The sequence below is a fragment of the Shewanella surugensis genome (assembly GCF_023284005.1).
GTDB classification, from domain to species: domain Bacteria; phylum Pseudomonadota; class Gammaproteobacteria; order Enterobacterales; family Shewanellaceae; genus Shewanella; species Shewanella surugensis.
In genome coordinates, this window is record NZ_JAKIKS010000030.1 from 1 (window position 1) to 17,367 (window position 17,367).

Consider the following 17,367-nt stretch of genomic DNA (forward strand, 5'->3'; position numbering starts at 1 on the left):
TAAGCGTTTTCAAGAAAAGTGTCATGAATGGCTGTTAAAAGGCTTAGTTGTGATGTACTTACCCGCTTACTCTCCTGAACTCAATATCATTGAAATACTGTGGAAAAAGATCAAATATGAATGGTTATCTTGCCATGATTTTATCACTTTTGATGCACTCAAAGAGAGTGTAAAAAACATTATGGACAACTATCCATCAAAATACACGATAACTTTTAGTTAAGTACTTACTTACTCACTCTCACAAGAAAAACGATGTTCTTGATCAGTGGGTTACCCAATTAAAAGCGCGAGTAGGTTTTAATAAAGCCTCTGTTGCTACGGCTCATAAGCTTGCTAGACTCATGTGGGTCTTACTGAAAAAACAAACACACTATGTGCCTCAAATCGAAAAGAATAGAGCACAATAACATGACAATATTATTCTCAACTATCAAGTTAAGCTCGGTCAAGACAAGGGTATATCTTAACCCGAGTGGGTGTAATGAGCGCTTGATAGTCACCTCTTAGATAAGTGATGAAATTGATGACAAAAGACTCAGTTCATCCTGCATAACCCCGTAAAAGACAAGAGTTACCAACTCGACTGGGTGCCATTAATTTTTTGGATGTGTAGGTACGGAATTCATCAGGGGCGAAAGCACAAGCTTGTTAAGCCCGTATATATGTCAGCACTATCGCTTAAAGCGAAAAGAGTCGCTCAATAAACATCGAACTAAGAGACAATAATATTAAAATGCCAAGACAAAAAAGTCTTAGCAGGGAGACTAATGGCTTGACTCAACGGAAGCGTCCATATATGTCTTGGTTCTGCTGATGAGTTCACTGCTCTGGAACGCCAGAATTATGAGGGGATCCGCCAACCGGCGCAGCTTTTCTGCGTCCGGTGCCGAAGGCGCGCAGTTGATAGACTTGTTAACTTTTATTTTTTAAAGCGCACTGGTGATTGTCGAGACCTATCGACTTGCAGCTTAAATACATCTGGCCTTGAATAGTGCCCAGCAACATCTAAAGCACGCTTTGAGCTTGAGGCTAGTTCAACATCAATATCCAATATAATATAACCCTTTTCTTTAGATAATGGCCCTGCCACGATTTCGCCTTTTGGTGATACAACAAGCGAGCTTCCTGGGTTAATCCATTCTTCATCAGCTGGGTAGAGTTCATCTATATTTGGAAAATCTTTAGGTAAATCTTTTCTTTCTAAAGCAACTCCACAAGACAAAACCCAACACTTACCTTCCCTAGCAATGTGCTGCATGGTGCCAATCCACTCTTCACCGCTATCGTAGGTTGGTGCAATATATATTTCTATCCCTTGCGAATAAAGAGCATACCTTGCCAGAGGCATATAATTTTCCCAGCATATTAGGCAACCAATTCTTCCAACAGGAGTATCAATAACGTTTAAACCATGCCCATCTCCAAAGCCCCATACCATTCGCTCTGGATTGGTGGGCATAAGTTTACGATGATGATTGACAATTTGACCTTTGGTATTAATTGTTATTGCTGAGTTATAAATTGTAGATTGGCTATTCGCATTATCTCGCTCGTTAATCCCACAGACTACGGTAACGCCATTTTCTTTGGCAGCTTCTAGCATTGGTTCGAGATCATCTGATGATAGATCAATTGAATTTCTAAGCAGCCGAACATGAAGCTCTTCACTGACTCCCCAGTCACCGCCAGGTCTTAGCCGCCATATCCAAGCAGGGTACCCCGGAATAAATGCTTCTGGAAAAACAATAAGTTCCGCTCCTTGCTCTGATACGGAATCAATAATCTCTACAGCTTTCTTTATGGTATTTTTTTTATCAAGAATATAAGGGGCTTCTTGAACAATTGCTATCTTCTTCATAGTTGGTTCCCTTGCGATGAAAAATAGAGAGTTAACGCCCCAATAAGAGGCTAAAAATTGTTGACTAAAATTAGCGAGGAACAAGCAAAAGCCAACTATTTTTTGTCCGTTTAAGCAACTTGTTATAAAGCTATTTCAGCCCTATTGATTGTAACCACATTGGTTAATTTTGGCATTTTAATATCAGGAACTTTTTCCAATATATTTATATCGGTATGTTCGCTAACACTGTTCTGATCTAATCCCATCGGACACTTAATTTTGAGACAGTATTGTTTAATAAATTAAGAAGTCTATATGAGTTTGAAAAAATCACACAAGAGTTATCCGCAGGCATTTAAAGATGAAGCTATCTTGATGATCTTAGAGCAAGGCTACAGTGTTGCAGATGCCGCAACTTCGCTTGGAGTGGGTACTAACCTGCTTTACAACTGGAATCCAAGCAGTAAGGATTCACTTTGGAAGAGTCTGAGCGTGATAAACTCAAACGATTGCGTAAAGAAAACAAAGCATTACGTATAGAAAAAGAAATAAAGTAAAATACCACTTCGTTAAAAAGCAATCTAACCCGTTCCCTATAGCGCTGTTATGCCGTGTTATGAGTGTCAGTAAATCTGGCTATCAAGTTGGCCGCTATTTAGTTCGTAAAATAATGCGACGTTTACGACTCAAGGTCACTCAACGGCAAGCCTATAAGGAGACAACAAAGCGAAAACACAGCAATGCCGTAGTAGATAACCTGCTAAACATGAACTTTAGTCCAACTTCTGCTAATCAAGTTTGGGCTAGTGACGTGACTTATTTGAAGACGGGTGAAGGCTGGATGTATTTAGCGTAGTGATGGATTTATATTCACGTCGGATAGTGGGATGGCACATAGAAAAACGCATGACGACAGACTTGATATCTAAGGCATTAATGAAAGCTTACAATCTTCGGCAACCGCCTAAAGACCTAGTATTTCACAGTGACAGAGGTTCACAGTATACCAGTAAGCAATTCGGTAAGCTGTTATCGAGTTATGGGATCCGTGCCAGCATGGGGGATGTGGGCGCGTGTTAACCATACCCAATCAGTCATCTATTGCCAAAGCCTATCAAGCCTTTAATGAAGACGGTAGCTTGAAAGACTCACCCTTTCGCGATCGCATTGTCGATGTCATGGAAGAGCTAATGCGCTTCACGCATTTGACCCGCGATCATAGCGATTTTTTAGTGGACCGTTACAGTGAACGTAAAAAAGCCGTACTCGATGAAGCAACGCGCAAAGCCGAGGAGCAGACCTTCACCCGCGCAGTGGGATAGCGTCACGAAAACCACCGCGCACTTCTCTGATATGCTTTGATTAAAAGAACCGTAAGAGAAGTGCGGGAATATAAACGGACACATCGATTTTAATAATGCTATTTCGGCAGGAACAAACCTCCATAATACATTAGGCCTTTTTGCCATCAATATATGACCACGCTTGCTTCAAGCCGAGTGCGTATGTCATACCCATTAATAAGCAAATTATTGAGCTAACAAGCCAAAACGTTAAACTATTACCGGGGAACAAAAACATAATGAGATAGTTATTTTTCGCGTCCATACGAGAACCTTTTTTAAAAAGACCTTAAAACATCAACACATATGCATTCCTAATGCACTGTATCTTATAATTTTTTAACTTTATCACCTTCTTGTTAAATATACCATTGCATTTCTAGTCATGAAAACACAATCCGTAAAAAATCACCGCGCCTCTATTACTTACTTAACTGCTTTGCTTTGCTTTGCTTTTTGAACAATATCGATAAAACAAGAATGTAGGTAGCTATTTAGGTGGTAAGCGGGAGAGACATTGCTCCACTCATTCTTGCTTGATAACTATCCTGACACAGGCGGGATTGACGCCACCAGCAAGAGATTGTCACTCTAGCTTACCACCAGAGTATTTTTAATAAACTATTTTTTCAATAAGTTACATAGTAGTAACTATGAGTGTTTTGGTTAATTTGTTAATCCCACCAAATCGCCACCAGAAAAAATTGCCATTTTATGGATCAATAAGTTATTACTAGATAATAATGGCTGCCTTGGTTGTTAGATATTTTTCACAGCGTTATCACTGACTGATGCACGACTAAGGTTGCATAGTTAAGTAGAGGAAGTATCTATCTTGTGATCTATTCTATAGTTAACTTAGAGTAAAAATCACGTTGAAATCCAGCAGGGTTTTCATATGAAACTTGACAAAGAAGGGATAAAGATGAAATACATTGAATGCCTATTCATTGGTGAAGGTAGCAGCATTTCAGAGATATCAGGAATAAAAGGCATTCAAGTCTTTTCTAATGAGAAGGCTTGCGAGTATGTTGATAAACAACTTCAAGCTGGTATTACCTATTTTTTAATATTTGCCGTTCCAATAGTGAAGAGTATCGAACATGCAATTGAGTCAACATTTTGTGTCAGCCAGTTTATTAGTAAAGTAAAAAATCTATATGGCGATCGTGTCACATTGATTGCTGATGTCGGTCTCTCCCCTTATCAGGATTCAGGACAAAGTGTTATATATCAAAATAACACCATAGACGAACTTGCCTCTTACGACGCAGCAAGTCAATTAAGCTTGGCATTTTCTGAGGCTGGAGTAGATTATGTCGCTCCATGTTTGTCATTGCCCAAACAAGTTGAAAAAATAAAATTAGCTTTAAATCAAAAAAATTATTCAACTCGTATTATGTCATACAGCTTGAAGTTTTCTTCTTCGTTATATGGTGCTTATCGCCAAACTATCGGTTCAAATATGGGAACAACCCGTAAAAACTATCAGAGTGATTATACCAATAGCGATTCAGCACTAACACACATGTGTGATGATCTACGTCAGGGGGCCGATATTGTCATTGTTAAACCTGCTGTACATTATTTAGACATTATATTTCAAGTCAAAAATATCAATCATAAGTGCTGTGTCGCGGCCTATCATGTCAGTGGTGAATTTATGATGGCTAAGCAGGCTGCAGAAACTGGGCTAATTGATGAAGATGATTATTTTGATGAAGTACATGCCTCCATTTATCGAGCGGGTGCAAATTTTATAATTGGCTATGCAGCAACAGAATTTATTCGTTGGAAAACAGCCATAAATGAAAAAAGTCAATAGGAGGCCTGATGATCCTTATCATTGGTGCGGGACCTGTAGGGCTCGCTACAGCCTTGCGCTTACATCAGAACAAGATCCCCTTCCTGATTGTAGAAAAAAGAGAAAATATCAATATAGCCTCTAAAGCCTCTACTTTTTTACCTGCAGTATTGCCCTATTTAGATGAAATGGGGGTCTTGGATGGAATCATCGACAAAGGGATAAAAATATCAAATATAAAATACATCAATCTTGATGATAACGCAGAGTTAACGCTTAATATTCATGAAATAAAAAATGAGTGCAGTCACCCATACCGGTTACATTTAGAGCAAAGCTATCTGTGTAAAGAGATAATAAAGAAACTAACGTTATCTTCAGCAGAATGTATTAAAACAGGTATCGAGTTTCTCTATTATATTAATAATAAAACAGGGATAACAGCAAGATGTAGAAATGATAAAAATGAAATAATACAAATCAATGCCGATTGGATAATAGGTACTGATGGGATTAACAGTCAAGTACGTAAGAGCATGAAGTTATCACTTAAAGGGTATGATTTCCCCAATCCTGTGCTACGGCTATTTTTTAAAGATCTTCCTGAAGACATAAAACATAAATTAGCTGGGGTAACCTATTTCATAAAAACGAAAGAAACATTAAGTATTCTTCAAATGAAAAACGAATGGCGAGTGATTATTCGCTTGGAAAACATACCTAAGGAACAACTTTGCAACACAGGTTTCCAACTTAATTATCTCAATGGTTTCTTTGACAACAATATTTGGCTCTCAGCACCAACTCAGTATGACTTATATTGGGTCGGTCAGAAACTGGTGCAAAATAACATCATTCAACGAGCAATGCTCATTGGTGATTCCGCCCACTCAACCAATACCAGAGGAGGCATGAATATGAACTTTGGCATTATCAGTGGAATATTAATCGCCGACTCTATTACTCATTTCTATCATGGTGACATAACAGAATCTGAGCTTATTAATAGTCAAAAAATGAGATTAATAGCCGCACGTGAACTATTATTGAAAACAACAGAAAGTTTACTCACCCCACAAACTATTATCGATGACAAAAGATTTTCTAACGAATGCTTTAGAACTGATTTTATAAAAAAATGTTCACTACTGAATAGTTAAAACTGAAGGTTAGATCATTATGTTTTTCAAAGATCCTGATGCATCACGCTCAATTGGTTTAATTGTTCCTCCTTCAAATACTGTTGCCGAATACGAAATTAGTCATTTGTTAGGCCGTAACATTTTTGTTCATACTGCTAGGTTACCTTATTGTCATGAGATCCATTTAGACAAGCGAAATAGCATATATCGCAATGCTTATGTTGAAACAGCATTAAGGTTTGGCAGTATTGAAATGAAAGGCATTATGATAGCCTGTACTGGTGCTCAATATAAATTAGGCCCTAACAGCGATTATAAATTATGCGATTCTGTATCGAAAAGTATCGGCATCCCTACGATAACAGCGAGTGTAGCACTGTTAAACTTCCTCAATAAACTAACGGTGAAAAAACTTCATCTTATTTCTCCTTATCCCGACTGGTTAGTTGAGCAAAGCATATCCTATTTTTCAATGTCTGGATTCAGTATTTCCAGTGTCAATCGGCTACGACAAATATTGCACCTTGATACTGCATACCAAGTAACATCGGAACAAATCGCTGCAATTTTAACCCCATATTCAAACATCAAGAATGCCGCCGTCATTATATCAGGAACAGGTATGATTTCTTTAGAAGTCATCACCCATATCATTCAGACGATGCAGGTACCAATTATCTCCTCCAATCTAGCAGGTGCCATGTGGATGGCCGATCAATGTTCTCCTCATTGTGGTAGTCAATTACTTCAATACCTTACTGACATCAACGAGAAATTCAATGTTAACACTTAAAGAGCAGTTAGAGGACATTATCACTTGGTTATATGACATAGAACTTGCCTCCATTGACAATGAGCTACAGCGAGCAAGATATCTTTTACTCGATACCCTTGGCTGCTTTATTGCAGCGCAATCACACATTGAAATCAAATCTCTTATAAAAGAATATACAATTCTTGATTCAGGAAACATTCAATTACCAGGCATTGCTGAAGGTTTATCATTATCATCAGCCAGTACTTTGTTAACGATAGGAAGTTGCTGGAATGAGGCTTGTGAAGGTCTATCCAGATCGCATGGACGCCCTGGCCTACACGCCATTCCACCTGCACTCACTATTGCGCTAGCTAATAACCTCACATTATCAAAATTACTCATGGCAATCATTAGTGGCTATGAAATAGGCGCGAGAATGGGGGAAGTACTACGGATCAGAGAGGGAATGCATGTAGACGGAGGTTGGAGCAGCCTTGCTGCTGCGATGTCAGCAGCAAGGGCTTTAAGTGCGGATCAAGTATGCAGCTTAAATGCTATTACTATCGCAGCCAGCCAACTACCATTCAGCCTGATCACTCCGTTAGCAACAGCGAATACAGCTCGTAATACTTACAGCGCACATAGCGTCCAATTAGGACTATTTTCAGCCATTTGCGCAAACTCTGGGATCACGGCTCCAGTAAAAGCAATTGAAGACTATTCTACGATAGCACTCAATCAAAATGAGACTAACATTACTATTACTAAACCAAATGAATTTATGATTAATCAAGGTTATATAAAATTTTTCCCCGCCGTTGTCCATTTACATTACGCCATAGAAGCTGCGCTTCAATACAAAAAAAAATACCCTTTGCATAGTCTTATCACAGCTTTGACCCTACTCACATATGAGGAAGCCATTCGTTACTGCTTTCATCGTCAACCGATAAATATGCAGCAGGCTCAATTCAGTTTATCTTATGCGGTGGCTCATACATTAGTGACAGGATCGTTTAATATGTCATCTTATACAACAGCATCATTAAAAAATAATGAAACAAAACGGCTAGAAAGATTAATAAAAATAGAGAAAAAAAGTAATACTCATCGATCAAATAAACGCGGAGCTCAATTAATTATTCATACTTCAGAACAAAGTCACTCCTGCACCATTAATCATATTCGTGGAGACGGCAACTCTCCACTCGATATAGAACAATTAAAAGATAAATTTCTCTCTAATTGTGCTCAAGCAATACCCGACAACAAACATAATAAATTAATGGAGGGCATTTTGTACTCTCCCTTAACAACATTGATCAATGATATATTCTCCTCATAATTAATCCCAAACAACGATATTCAAGTAACTTAAAGATACATATACAGAGAATAAAGTCTGTCACTGCTCTTAACCATCCCCTCATAATAACCAGAGGCAGCAAGGATTCCGGAGTATAACAAGCCAAATTACCCCATTATTTAAAATTTATAACATGATCAATAAAGCCTTTATTCACAATCACCTGAATGAACTTTTTGGGCACAATATGCACGCTAAAAGAGTTCATTCGCTTGCCAATGCACTCACGGGCTGATTGAAAAAGGCTCATTGGCGATCCATGCCATTGGAGCTGGTTTAGCCCAAGCTTGTAAACTCAAGCGTAAATCTGCTATTAAACAAATTGACAGATTATTGAGTAATAACAAGCTAAACGTATGGCAATTACTGGACTGCTGGGTTCCTTATATCGTCGGTGCACGAAAAGAGATTATCGTCTCACTTGACTGGACTGAATTCGATTCTGACGACCATTCAACTATTGCTCTGAGCATGCAAACGACCCATGGACGGAACACGCCGCTACTATGGAAAATACATCGAAAACATACTTTAAAAGGTAATAGAAACAACTATGAAGATGAGTTACTCGTTAAGCTCAGAGAGCTGGTTGCAAAAGATGTTAGAGTGACTATTGTTACCGACAGAGGCTTTGGTGACACGGCATTATTTAACTTCATTCAGCACGAGTTGAACTTTGATTTCATCATCCGTATCAAAGCGAATATTAAAGTCACCGATGCAGTAGGGGGAGCTGTTTCCAGTTAAAGACTGGCTATTACCCAGCGGAAGAATAAGCACCCTCAAAGATGTTCAAATAACAGGTAACCGGCAAGCGGTTGCACGAGTCATTTGCACTAAGAAAAAGGGCATAAAAACAGCCTGGTATCTTGCTTCGAATCGAAACGATATAACCAGTAGTAAGATATTGACTTTATATGGAGAACGCTGGGGAATCGACACCCATTTAGGGATATAAAAGACTATCGTTTTGGCATGGGAATGAGTGCAACTTACACTCGCTCTCCTGTTCGTCGAGATAGGTTATTTCTGCTAAGTGCACTGGCAATAGGCTTATTGATGCTTTTAGGTAAAGCGGGTGAGGATGCGGACTTAGAGAAAACGATAAAAGCGAATACCATGCAGCATTTGAACGCAGCTTAAGGTATAAAGTGTTGCGTTTCATGTGGCGAAGGGGGCCCTTCAACGTAAAATTCAAACAAAGTTCAACAGCCCCTAGTCATCAAGATTTTTATTCCTTGGTTGATGTTGGTTGAAGTCCATAAGCACGGATCCCTTTTGCATTGAAATTCATATTAACAGAACTCGCTTCAGCGGTTCTAACGGTACTAACCGGAGACGTTTTTTCTGCTAAACTAAACGTACCATCATACTTGTCAATTCCCACTGTGAAAATATTTAGAACATTTAACTTTCCTGAAAAATATTCTCTCGCTAATTCTGTCGCCTTAAATCCTGCTTCATTTTCATTCACCCCATTAGCAGAAAATATTCCCCCAATTTGCCTCTGGCCATCTGCTCCTCCAGCAGCAGTTACAGCAATAGCAGAAGGGGCTAAAGAATCATTAATATTTATAGTACGATACGTTCCATCACATATTCTATCCTCTATTTTTGTCTGTGTCACACCTAAATCCCTTGCGATACGAATACACCCATTATGAACATTAAGCTTTGCGGCACGCTCAGACATTGCAGCCGATTGCGAACAACTTACAACGAAATAACGATACATATTAAGTGCGTTAGGAGTGCTATTAGCAGTTAAGCAAGCAATATATTCTGCTTCTGCTTCTGCTTCTGCGCGAGCGATTCCAAGGACTAAAAGAATGGCGGTAGCAAAAATGGTTACTCTAACTATAATTTTACTCATCGTACTTCTCCGGCATCAATTAACTAAGCATGATTATAGCAATCACTTTGTTAATTTACCCCGAAAAAATGTTACTAAATATGTTACTGGGTATGAAGTCCAAGCCCCTCCGCCAGCCGCCTATGGAGATAATGTCATTAATTTCTCTCGTATAGAGAAAGCGTTAGCGGCATATCAATCCGTGCAGCTTTTCATTAATAATTATGAAAAGTGCGGGGTATCACCTTTATGGCAAGTGATACCCCGCACTAAAACTGGACACTCAATTAAGCGACTTTTTGCTGTTCATAATGCAGTGGGCTTTGATACCCAATTGCACTATGCCTTCTTGTTCGATTGTAATCAACTTCAATGTATTCGAAGACAGCATGACGCACACGGCTAGCGCATTTTAACCCCTGATTCTAGCAGGGTTGAACGATACTCATCGTCTAGTCCTGCCGTCTTCTTTTTGCGGGTCATACTCGCTGATTTACTTGTGTCTTTTTTAAATAGCGCTAGCGCTATTTTTCTCATGATATTAAAGGCCAATGCACCATTACCAGTCCTTATTCGAGACTCATCTTCTCTAAACATCATATCTAGCATCCACAACTTGCCAATGACTACGCACTGCTCGAGCTCCCTGTGCTGCATCCTTTTGTCACAAATGAACGACGCGCAGTTTTACCATCAATAGCAATAACATCACAACCTGTCTTTTCAATCAAAGATGATATCCACGATTGAAAAGTCGCTTCTATTTCATCGGCTTTCAAGCGACAAATAACACGGGCTATCGTATCGTGCCGAGGAATACCCACTTCAAAAGGCCTGTATTTACGCAGCCAATCAAGTTTCAGGTGTCCGAAGTCTTCAGTATCCCCAGCCTTCAGCGCCAGAAATAACCGCACTAATAGCCAACAAAATGATATCGAGTAGATTATGCTTTTTACAGCGTTCAATACGAGGGTCTTTAATTGAATCAAAGTGCTGTAAAAAAGTTGTTATGATTAATATCACTCAGAAACTAGTATATTGAGATCTGATCTCATATAACTAAAAAAGTTCAATTTATAATGATCTTGCCTTGACGCTTTGTAGCTTTTCCTCTTCGCTTTCCAATACCAGTGTGAATGCAAAAATAACCATCGATGGCAGGGTGAGGTTTCATTGTATGAAACTCTTCGAACGAGAGATAAGGATATCTAACTGGCACTTAAACATGGAAGTTCTTGTTTTCGTCTGAACCTATAGGGATATATTCACGGCGAGTTATTTTTACATTGACACAAAAGCCCACCGCAGGTGATAAATACAACTAAGGTTATGTCATCCAAGTACACTTACAGATAACAATATCCCCCATTGGAGCAGCGTCTAAAATTCGACAAAAAATATCGTGATTGAAACATGGCGGCTTCTTAACATCCATGTTATTACCGCATTTGTGAATCCATTCACATCAGAGTCGAAATAGCCTTAGGTGAACCAAGGTCGTTCATTGACGTCCCTGCTACTACGGCATTCATAAATCCGTTTATATCGATATCGAACTGGCTTTTGGATAAGGGTATTCTTAGGACAAACAATCCTCTTTGCCCCACTCTTTATTATAGAAAGGAGTCGGAACTCACAACCTTTCATCAAGAGAGTAACCCCACTGCTTGTGCTATTTCTCTTGATTTTAAAATCAGTGTAAATACGATTTAGAGCTTTCAAAACAAGGATGTTTTGGCAGAGTTCACAGGGAAGTGCTTGCGACGTCTCTATAACGTATTTGCACAAAAGCCTGCGGCAGCAATTCATTAAAATACGCATATACTATTCAAACCAGATACCTTTAAACAAATGAAGTTATTGATAACCCCCAGTGTGAATGGGGATCCATGACCTTAGCCTCACCGCAGGTGAAAAGAATATCCACTCACGATATTCCATTAAGCGAAGCTTAATATCCTAATCCCTCCGTGAGTAGGAATTCACGACGTTCTATTAAGCGCAGCTTAATATCATAAAATGTCTGCCTTCATTCTAAGACCCTATGCTCCCTTGTTTTCCTATGCGCCAGCTTCTATGTACCATTTGGATTCGATGACAATCTGATAACCTGCCAACTGCTCAATGTAAAGCTCAAGCGATACTCGGCTTTTCGCTGTTTGAAACGCCCCAGCCATATATTGACGATGACAAGCTTCATTTTGCCAAAAAGAAATCACTAAAAAGCGATTATGCTGTTTGATAAAGCGTGCCACTACCCCACCTAACATGCCCTCACACGCTTGCATGGCTGGATTCCAGACTCTTGTTTGATCGTTAAAAAACGTTTGCTCGGTGATTCCCGTCTCATCTGAAAAAAGCGTACAATCAGCGATGCGAATAAAACCAATATCACTGGGTATAAGTCCCTTTAAACCGCCTAAGTATTTAACAGTAGAAGGTATCGTGTTAAGCGCTAGCTCAGGCTTTGACTCAAATTGCGGCTCAAACTGTAACTCAAGTTGTAAATAGTGCACATGGCAAGATTGATAGGTTTGTGCTTGGTTGTTGTTATCGACAATTTCGTCGTGCTTGCCCGCCATGAAGGCGTTAATGGCATTAAAATCATCCCAGAAAGCCAATATCATCGCATGTTGGCTTTGGCTGTCTTTATCGCTATTTTCTTTTTTAGAGTCATGCCAACCGCCCAATTGACCTTTAAAGCCTTCACTCCCCGCCGTCGCTTCCCATGCTACTTGAGCGTTTGAAAAAGCCGCTGCTTTACCTTTGATTGGCAACACGTCTATCCATTTTATGATCATTTTACATCCCTATTTATTGAATAACGTAGTCACCGTGAAGATTGATCTTAAGCGGGCTTATCTTCACAATAGCTTCACTATTAAGGCCGCCATACAAATGCGGATAGCATTCAGACTTTAAGCTTTGACTGTTGTTATTGTGCTTCATAAGCTAAATGGATAAAACCATCAGTGAGTAATGAGTCAGGTTCATACACCTGACTCGTGTCGAGCACATTGAGGTCGGTTTGTATAATTAAGTGATAGAGTGATTTCATATTTTATTCTTTGGTTTTCATGGATGGTCTATAGTAGCTTGTCTACTGACTCTCTATGCATTAGGATGAGAAACACTGTGCTCTGTCGGCTGCGGCGTAATCGTCATGACTTTTAAGCCTTTAGGGGACTCAAATCGATGCCAAATACCTTGTGGCACCACCATCATTTGCCCGCTTAACAGTAAATGACGTTGCTCAATACCATCAAGTAGTAAAATTAAGCAGGTTTCCCCTTCTAGCACATGGACAAACTCATCCCCTTGTGGATGTCGCTCCCACTCGCTAAAGCCTGCATAGTGGGTCACATAAATGCCGCCATCTCGATACTCAGATAATAATGCCGATGCGCCTTGCATCGCTTCATCAGTGGTTTCAGGGGTTCTGCCGTTAAAACAGCGTACATTTAAAAAGGCATTGGCGAGAATGATGGGGGCTGGATTTGGTGTAATCCCTTGTTTAAGTGCTTGTTTAACCCCTTGTTTGAGCTCTGACACATGTTTAGACATTAAAGACGACTCCATTCGATTATTATTGATTGTTATACTTATCTTATAGTTAACTTTATAGCTAAGTTGATAGTTCTCGCGCTTACCCATTTACCTCATCATAACGCTTCATCATAAAGAATCGACCTGGGCTGTTTGAAAATGCGGGCACGGTACCGACAATCTCAAAACCCATTTTTTGATAAAAAGTAGGCGCTTGAAACGATAAAGTGTCTAATTGAGCAACCAAGCAATCTCGCTGTTTGGCCTCACTTTCTGCCTGCATCATTAACTGAGCACCCAGCCCTGTGCCGCGATGCACTTCATCGACCCACACCACAGAGATGAGAAAGTGTTGATAAATCGTGACACCCGACACGCCGCCAATCAGTTTACCAACGTGATCACGGGCAACCACCGAAAGTGGCTTGGTTTTTTCATCGCCCATGTGATCGATATTATATTGTCGAACACCACTGACAAGCTCATCCAGAACGGCCTGATTTTCTTCATGGATAATTTCAATTGCTACGCTATCGACGTCCATTTTTATTGCTTCCTTTTATTTGCCAATCTTTACTCTTGCGACTGTTGGCTCTTTTTGACAAGCCTGACAGATGTGCCAAGCTTGATTGTAATGCTTATGTTAACACCGTTTATAGTTAAAAAACGACTAACACTATGTTATTAAATGATAATGTTATATGAACATTGATACATCAGCAAAAAATGAACAGCCTGAGCAACATCACAATAGTTTCCAGCGATAGAAGTGAATCATCGATTGATACTATGAGTCCTCAGCCCTAGCCTTTCTAGACTCTGCGACTGTAGGCAACTATTCTTTGACAAGCATGTTCAGATTATATCAATGCATAGCACAAGGAAACTTAAACAATATGGACTCAAATAATCTATTCAATGGATTAGATACCTTTGATCATGTCGTTGTACTCATGCTCGAAAATCGCTCTTTCGATAACTTACTCGGTTATTTATATCAAGACGATGTACCTGAAGGAAAGCAGTTTGCAGGCTTACAATCCTCTACATTTTCAAATCCAATCCCTAAGCGGGCCATTGATTACCAAACTGGAAAAGTTATTTCCCCCCACCCAGCCATTGACTATCATCAACCTTATCCTGATCCTGGAGAAGAATATCAGCACGTAAATACACAATTATTTAATCATGTTGATGCCGACAATATAGGGGAGGACGTTCTCAAAATGAAACCCCCTTATAATTTACCTGATAATCCTGAAGCGAATATGCTGGGTTTTGTCAATGATTACATCAATACGTTGCAAGCACTCGACTGCACGTCATATGATAAGCCCAGCTTTGATGACTACAGTGTCATCATGCAATGTTTTAAACCAGAACAAGTCCCTGTACTGGCCACTCTCGCCAAAGAATTTGCCGTATTCGACCATTGGCATTGCTCTGTACCTAGCCAGACTTGGTGTAACCGCGCATTTTGGCATGCAGCCACTTCTGGTGGAAACGTCATTAACCCCATTGGTGAAGGATTTGGTCAAGATGCAGAAAGCACCAAAACCGATATCATCGACATGACGGATTGGGCTAAAACAGTATGGAGCCAAGATAACCTTTTTACACGTCTTCAAGCTCACGCTATTTCTTATCATGTCTATGCATCAGGGCTCCCTATACCATTGACAGCGTGTATTAATGGCCCCGCCCATCTCGAATCAAGTATCGAACAGGCATTAGCTGATTTTATAGAACAAAAACCCAGTCTCTATCGCTTTAAAAAAGATCTCACTGATGAAAATCTGCCTCAATACAGTTTTATTGAGCCCTAATTTTTTGGCCAACATAACGATCAGCATCCTTGTGCCGTCAATGATAAAACCCGAACAGGAACCGTTTTATTAGGCGAGCACCTTATCTGGGATATCTATAGCAGCATCATTAACAGTGACACCTATCGGGACAATACCTTGCTCATTATCACCCACGACGAACACGGTGGTTGCTTCGATCATATCTCTCCCCCAAGCGTTATCTCCCCCCATAATAAAGGATCTCAACAATATCATTTTGACTTCGACCGACTCGGGATTAGAGTTCCTATGGTGATGATCTCAGCCCATATTCAAAAAAACACAATAATGAATAACACCTTTGATCATACTTCTTTTATCAAAACACTCTGTGAAAAATGGGACATGCCCAATCTCACTCAACGAGATGAAAATGCGCCTTCTTTTACTGATGTTTTTTCAGACACTAAAAGAACCGGGTTCCCCCCGATCCCAGAGCCCAACATCACATTAGAAGAAGATATCAGCTATCAACATGAAGCCATGACAGACTTGCAGTCATCCATCGTTACTGCCATTTATCATGTCATTAAAGAACATGTCGAAGCGATTCCCCCATTAGCAGACATCAAAACCGTGGGTGATGGCATAGCCTTATTCAAACAAGGCATCACCTGCCTCAAAGAAGGGCGCTCAGATTTAAAAAAATGGCTGTGATCAGCGACTTAAAGAAGAGGTGACATTCTTGTTAGTGATGCACCTTCTTCTGCCGAGCTATTACGCCTTAACCGCCACTAAAACGCCTGTTGACACCATAATGCTACCCGCAGCTTTATTCATCACATTGGATGCGTTAGGCGATTTAAAAATGCCTTTGGCTTTAACAGCCATAAACGCATAGCCTAAGTTAACACTGCCAAACACAACCGTTGCCGCCAACATGATCAGCCCCGCATCATAAGCGGATACAGTTTCAATATTGACAAACGCAGGGAAAAAGCCCACATAAAATAAAATCGCCTTAGGATTACCTAAGGTCACTAATAGTCCCGCCATAAAACTCGATCCTAAGGATGATTGAGCATTCGCTTCAATATCCATTTTTATGGCCGATGATTTAAGCAATTTATACCCCAGCCAGATAAGATACATTGCGCTTAAGTATTTTATGACGATAAACGCTGTCCCCATGATTTCTGATAAAGCCGATAAACCAAATAGTGCCAACACAATAAAAAGATAATCGGCTAGGATCATCCCCATTGTCATATAAATGCCTCTTGAAAAACCTGAAGAGAAAGAGCGGGCTATAATCGCAAATACATCCGGTCCAGGTACAATCGCCAGTAGTAACATTGCGCTGATCAGCGCAATAAGATCCATCGTTGACATTCACTGTATTCCTTAACCTTGTTATTGATATTTAGAACGTAATCTTTTATTAAACAATATCTTATTAAGTCAGTCGACTTTATCTAAACATTCACTTAATCAGGTACATGCCTTCACTCTCAGGGCGACTTAATTGAAAACCAAATTTTTTATATAGCTCAGGCACATCAGCCATCAGTGTTATATAGGCTCTGGGCAAAGCTTCACGCTCAAGATAATCCATAATCGATTGCATGATCAGTCGGCCTAAACCTTTCCTTTGATGTTCTGGCTCCACTGCAATATCAACAATATCGAAATTTAAGGCACCATCGCCCACCACGCGGCCCATGCCTACAGTAAGATCGTTAATCACGATCTGCACGCCAAATAAACTATTAGGCAAACCTTTTTCAACCGCTTCATAAAGGCGCGGACTTAATCCTGATACATGCCTTAAACGAATAAAATCATCCACTGAAGCAATTTGTTCTACGACTTGATACATCCTACTCTCCTTTAAATGAGCCTTTTCCATTAATACCTGCCATTGACT

15 protein-coding genes and 5 pseudogenes are annotated in these 17,367 nt (G+C 39.8%); 9 read left to right on the plus strand and 11 right to left on the minus strand.

Annotated elements, in window-relative coordinates:
* A partial coding sequence (locus L2764_RS09600; protein ID WP_248940005.1) for a transposase occupies positions 1 to 223 on the plus strand: 223 nt, incomplete at its 5' end.
* A 699-nt stretch (positions 224 to 922) separates the two neighbouring features.
* Here L2764_RS09600 and L2764_RS09605 read toward each other — a convergent pair.
* A complete protein-coding gene (locus L2764_RS09605) occupies positions 923 to 1,861 on the minus strand; it encodes a carbon-nitrogen hydrolase family protein (protein ID WP_248940006.1) in 939 nt (312 codons plus the stop codon).
* 297 nt (positions 1,862 to 2,158) lie between these two features.
* On the opposite strand from L2764_RS09605, the pseudogene L2764_RS09610 reads away from it, so the two are divergent.
* The 7 genes and pseudogenes from L2764_RS09610 to L2764_RS09640 all read left to right on the plus strand — a co-directional run.
* Positions 2,159 to 2,920 (plus strand): annotated as a pseudogene (locus L2764_RS09610) (IS3 family transposase); the annotation flags it as partial.
* The gene (locus L2764_RS09615) at positions 2,917 to 3,165 is read left to right on the plus strand and encodes a hypothetical protein (RefSeq protein ID WP_283106973.1); all 249 of its coding nucleotides are present in this window, start codon (positions 2,917 to 2,919) and stop codon (positions 3,163 to 3,165) included. The pseudogene L2764_RS09610 and the gene L2764_RS09615, both read left to right, overlap by 4 nt.
* A 919-nt stretch (positions 3,166 to 4,084) precedes the next feature.
* The gene (locus L2764_RS09620) at positions 4,085 to 5,011 is read left to right on the plus strand and encodes a porphobilinogen synthase (RefSeq protein ID WP_248940007.1); all 927 of its coding nucleotides are present in this window, start codon (positions 4,085 to 4,087) and stop codon (positions 5,009 to 5,011) included.
* Positions 5,012 to 5,019: 8 nt separating this feature from the next.
* Complete coding sequence (locus L2764_RS09625) at positions 5,020 to 6,150, plus strand: FAD-dependent oxidoreductase (RefSeq protein ID WP_248940008.1); 1,131 nt, start codon at positions 5,020 to 5,022, stop codon at positions 6,148 to 6,150.
* 19 nt (positions 6,151 to 6,169) lie between these two features.
* Positions 6,170 to 6,925 (plus strand): maleate cis-trans isomerase family protein, encoded by a 756-nt coding sequence (locus L2764_RS09630; RefSeq protein ID WP_248940009.1) that lies wholly within the window; start codon positions 6,170 to 6,172, stop codon positions 6,923 to 6,925.
* Entirely contained in the window at positions 6,912 to 8,234 is a 1,323-nt protein-coding gene (locus L2764_RS09635) for an MmgE/PrpD family protein (RefSeq protein ID WP_248940010.1), read from the plus strand. Before L2764_RS09630 ends, L2764_RS09635 begins: the two co-directional genes overlap by 14 nt.
* A gap of 154 nt (positions 8,235 to 8,388) precedes the next feature.
* Positions 8,389 to 9,374: pseudogene (locus L2764_RS09640) on the plus strand (IS4 family transposase); the annotation flags it as partial.
* Between the two features lie 112 nt (positions 9,375 to 9,486).
* Here L2764_RS09640 and L2764_RS09645 read toward each other — a convergent pair.
* The 8 genes and pseudogenes from L2764_RS09645 to L2764_RS09675 form a co-directional block, all read right to left on the minus strand.
* Positions 9,487 to 10,128 carry a hypothetical protein gene (locus L2764_RS09645; RefSeq protein WP_248940011.1) on the minus strand — a complete coding sequence of 214 codons (642 nt, stop codon included), beginning with the start codon at positions 10,126 to 10,128 and terminating at the stop codon, positions 9,487 to 9,489.
* 266 nt (positions 10,129 to 10,394) lie between these two features.
* A pseudogene (locus tag L2764_RS09650) lies at positions 10,395 to 10,505 on the minus strand (IS3 family transposase); the annotation flags it as partial.
* Between the two features lie 4 nt (positions 10,506 to 10,509).
* The gene (locus tag L2764_RS28200; protein ID WP_376708399.1) at positions 10,510 to 10,707 is read right to left on the minus strand and encodes a hypothetical protein; all 198 of its coding nucleotides are present in this window, start codon (positions 10,705 to 10,707) and stop codon (positions 10,510 to 10,512) included.
* A gap of 26 nt (positions 10,708 to 10,733) precedes the next feature.
* Positions 10,734 to 11,088 (minus strand): annotated as a pseudogene (locus tag L2764_RS28205) (ISAs1 family transposase).
* A gap of 1,079 nt (positions 11,089 to 12,167) precedes the next feature.
* Positions 12,168 to 12,908, minus strand: coding sequence for a DUF4937 domain-containing protein (locus tag L2764_RS09660; protein ID WP_248940012.1), 741 nt, complete (start codon positions 12,906 to 12,908; stop codon positions 12,168 to 12,170).
* A 134-nt stretch (positions 12,909 to 13,042) separates the two neighbouring features.
* Positions 13,043 to 13,165, minus strand: a complete 123-nt coding sequence (locus L2764_RS09665) for a DUF952 domain-containing protein (RefSeq protein ID WP_248940013.1) — start codon at positions 13,163 to 13,165, stop codon at positions 13,043 to 13,045.
* 53 nt (positions 13,166 to 13,218) lie between these two features.
* Positions 13,219 to 13,671 (minus strand): cupin domain-containing protein, encoded by a 453-nt coding sequence (locus L2764_RS09670; protein ID WP_248940014.1) that lies wholly within the window; start codon positions 13,669 to 13,671, stop codon positions 13,219 to 13,221.
* 82 nt (positions 13,672 to 13,753) lie between these two features.
* The gene (locus L2764_RS09675; protein WP_248940015.1) at positions 13,754 to 14,197 is read right to left on the minus strand and encodes a GNAT family N-acetyltransferase; all 444 of its coding nucleotides are present in this window, start codon (positions 14,195 to 14,197) and stop codon (positions 13,754 to 13,756) included.
* 409 nt (positions 14,198 to 14,606) lie between these two features.
* On the opposite strand from L2764_RS09675, the pseudogene L2764_RS09680 reads away from it, so the two are divergent.
* A pseudogene (locus L2764_RS09680) lies at positions 14,607 to 16,157 on the plus strand (alkaline phosphatase family protein).
* A 60-nt stretch (positions 16,158 to 16,217) separates the two neighbouring features.
* Here L2764_RS09680 and L2764_RS09685 read toward each other — a convergent pair.
* Both L2764_RS09685 and L2764_RS09690 read right to left on the minus strand, forming a co-directional pair.
* Positions 16,218 to 16,832, minus strand: coding sequence for a LysE family translocator (locus L2764_RS09685; protein ID WP_248940016.1), 615 nt, complete (start codon positions 16,830 to 16,832; stop codon positions 16,218 to 16,220).
* Positions 16,833 to 16,923: 91 nt separating this feature from the next.
* Entirely contained in the window at positions 16,924 to 17,319 is a 396-nt protein-coding gene (locus L2764_RS09690; RefSeq protein WP_248940017.1) for a GNAT family N-acetyltransferase, read from the minus strand.
* Between the last annotated feature and the right edge of the window lie 48 nt (positions 17,320 to 17,367).